Origin of the sequence: Streptomyces sp. PT12 (assembly GCF_003311645.1) — a bacterium.
In the GTDB taxonomy this organism is placed as follows: Bacteria; Actinomycetota; Actinomycetes; order Streptomycetales; family Streptomycetaceae; genus Streptomyces.
On record NZ_QEST01000184.1, the window covers coordinates 161,267 to 163,988 of the forward strand.

At 67.5% G+C, this 2,722-nt stretch carries 2 protein-coding genes; both read left to right on the top strand.

Features of this window, described 5'->3' with window-relative positions:
- The first annotated feature begins 9 nt into the window (after positions 1-9).
- Positions 10-1,251, top strand: a complete 1,242-nt coding sequence (locus DEH69_RS21185; protein ID WP_113688556.1) for an NAD(P)/FAD-dependent oxidoreductase — start codon at positions 10-12, stop codon at positions 1,249-1,251.
- Between the two features lie 254 nt (positions 1,252-1,505).
- Positions 1,506-2,720 carry an aromatic ring-hydroxylating dioxygenase subunit alpha gene (locus DEH69_RS21190; protein ID WP_258534847.1) on the top strand — a complete coding sequence of 405 codons (1,215 nt, stop codon included), beginning with the start codon at positions 1,506-1,508 and terminating at the stop codon, positions 2,718-2,720.
- Positions 2,721-2,722 lie beyond the last annotated feature (2 nt).

Sequence of the window (2,722 nt, forward strand, 5' to 3'; positions counted from 1 at the left end):
GGGGATCCCGTGTACGACGTCATTGTTGTCGGTGCCCGCTGCGCCGGTTCGCCGGTGGCCATGCTTTTGGCTCGCCAAGGCCACCGAGTTCTCATGGTGGATCGCTCCTCTTTTCCGAGCGATACCGTGTCGACCCATTACATTCACCAGGCGGGGCTTTTGAAGCTCCAGGAGTGGGGTCTGCTCGACGAGGTCATCGCCGCCAAGACCCCGGCGTTGAGAAAGATGCACTACACGTACCGCGGGATTGAGCTCAATGGATTCGCCGACCCGGTTGACGGTATCGACGCCGTGTACTGTCCGCGGCGCTCCGTCCTCGACGAGATCCTGGTCAACGGCGCCCGCCGGGCCGGTGCCGAGGTCGTCGAGGGATTCACCATGACTGACGTGGTCTTCTCCGGCGACCGCGTCGTGGGCATCCGGGGACGCGAGGGCGGGGGCCAGGAGCGGGAGTTCCGCGCCACCGTGGTCATCGGCGCCGACGGCTTCCACTCCACCGTCGCCAAGAAGGTCGGTGCCGAGCTGTACAACGTGCGCCCCGCGGCCGGCTTCATCTACTACTCGTATTACAGCGGCCTTGACTGGGGCCTGCACCACAAGACCGGCCTCAACGAGCGGTGGTTCGGAACCTGGCCCACCAATGACGGCCTTCAGATGCTGGCCACCATCTGCACCCGGAGCCAGCTCAAGGAGTTCCGGCAGGACGTGGAGGCCCGTTTCCAGGCTGTCTTCGACGACGTGGAGCCGGAGATGGGCGCCCAGCTGCGCGACCAAGGCAGGCGCGAAGAGGACTTCAAGCCCATGCGCTACCCGGACAACTACTATCGCCGCGCCTATGGCCCCGGTTGGGCGCTCGTCGGTGACGCCGGGTACCACAAGGACCCCTACACCGGGTGGGGCATCACGGACGCGTTCCTCCACGGCGACCTGCTCGCCGACCGCGTTCACCAGGGGCTCGCCGGCGAACGCCCGATGGAGGAGGCGCTGGCTGAGTACAACAAGGTGCGCGACGAGGAGAGCGCCAGCGTCTACGACTTCACCACCACCCTGGGGGAACTCACCGAGCTGCCGCCCTTCTTCCGCGTGACGATGGAAGCGATGAGCAGGGACCAGAAGTGGACCAACAAGATGCTCGGACTCATCGGCGGTATCGTCCCGGACTACGAGATCTACGCGCCCGAGGCTCTCGACCGTCTCTATGACGACGCGGGTGTGCCCCAGGAGGAGCGGATCTACGACCCCACGGGCTGACCCCTCGGGCTGGCCCCCGGCGGCGCCTGGCCACGGCGCCGCCGCCCCGGCCGTCCCGGAAGGGACGGCCCGTTGAGCACCGCCGTCTCCCTCGGAGCCTCGCGACACGCGGCGGTGCCCCGACGTTCCCCGGCGCCGCCGCGTCCGAGAGCGCTCCTGTCGCGCACGGCACGGGTGCGCCCGCCGCGCCCCGGCACGTCGGCCATCGCTTCCGCCACACCCACAACTCGCCTCGGCCCAGAGGGAGCCAGCAGATGACGCGCGCATCCAGCATGTTCCAGCTGATCAGCGAACAGTCCGAGCAGAGACCGTACTTCGAAACCGGCGGCATCGGCCGTTCGCACGAGTTCTACACCGGTGAGGAGCAGCACCGGCGCGAGATGGACCGCATCTACGGCCGGCGCTGGCTGCCGGTCGACCACGTCTCCCGCCTCAGGGAGCCGGGCGCCTACAGCACCCTCAACATCGGCACCGGGTCCGTTCTGCTGATCCACGGCGACAACGGAATCCAGGCGTACCACAATTACTGCCGGCACCGCGGCTACAAGCTGGTGGAGGAGGCCGTCGGGAAGCGGCAGAGCCTTGTGTGCCTTTACCACTGCTGGGTCTACGACCGGAATGGCAAGCTCAAGAGCCTTAACGGCACATACTTCGACCACTTCTTCGAGAAGGGGAAGAACGGGCTGCTGCCCATCCGCACCGAGATCCGCCACGGCGTTGTGTTCATCACCTTCTCCGACGACGCGCCCGACCTGGACGCATCCCTGGGTGAGTTCGGCGAGTTCGCGCGCGTCTATGAGCTCGCCGACCTCGAGTGCGCCCAGGCCAAGGACTATCCCGTCGCCTCGAACTGGAAGCTCGTCGCGCACAACGTCAACGAGAGCCTGCACTTCCCGACCGCCCACAAGGATCTGCACCGCATCACCGACTTCGACGACGCGGGCACCTATGACCTCAAGGGCGACATCGTCGGGGCCTGGCAGTCCATTCGCAGCGGCTTCAACTCCGTTTCCATGACGGGGCGCAGCCAACGGGCGCCCATGTCCCTCGTGCCGGAGGCGGACCGGCAGCGGATCAACTGGATCACCATCCTGCCCAACCTGCTGTTCGGGTTCACGGCCGACTACGTGATGATGCAGTGGGTCTGGCCCGAGAGCCCCGGCACCTGCTTCGTGCGGCACTTCTGGCTCTTCCATCCCTCGGAGACCGCCAAGGCGGACTTCTCCCACGAGGCCGTCTTCGCCCTGTGGGACAAGGCGAACTACGAGGACTGGGAGATGTGCGAGCGCACCCACCGCGGCCTGTCCAACCCGCTGTGGAGGCCGGGGCAGCTCTCCCTCGACGAGGAGGTCGTCTCCCAGATCGACGCCTGGGTGGCGGCGGAGACCGCGGAACCGGCGCCCGGCACCGGCCTCTCCCCCGGCACCGACGCGCCCCGCCCCGACGAGCCCGCCGCGGCCGAGGGGTGAGC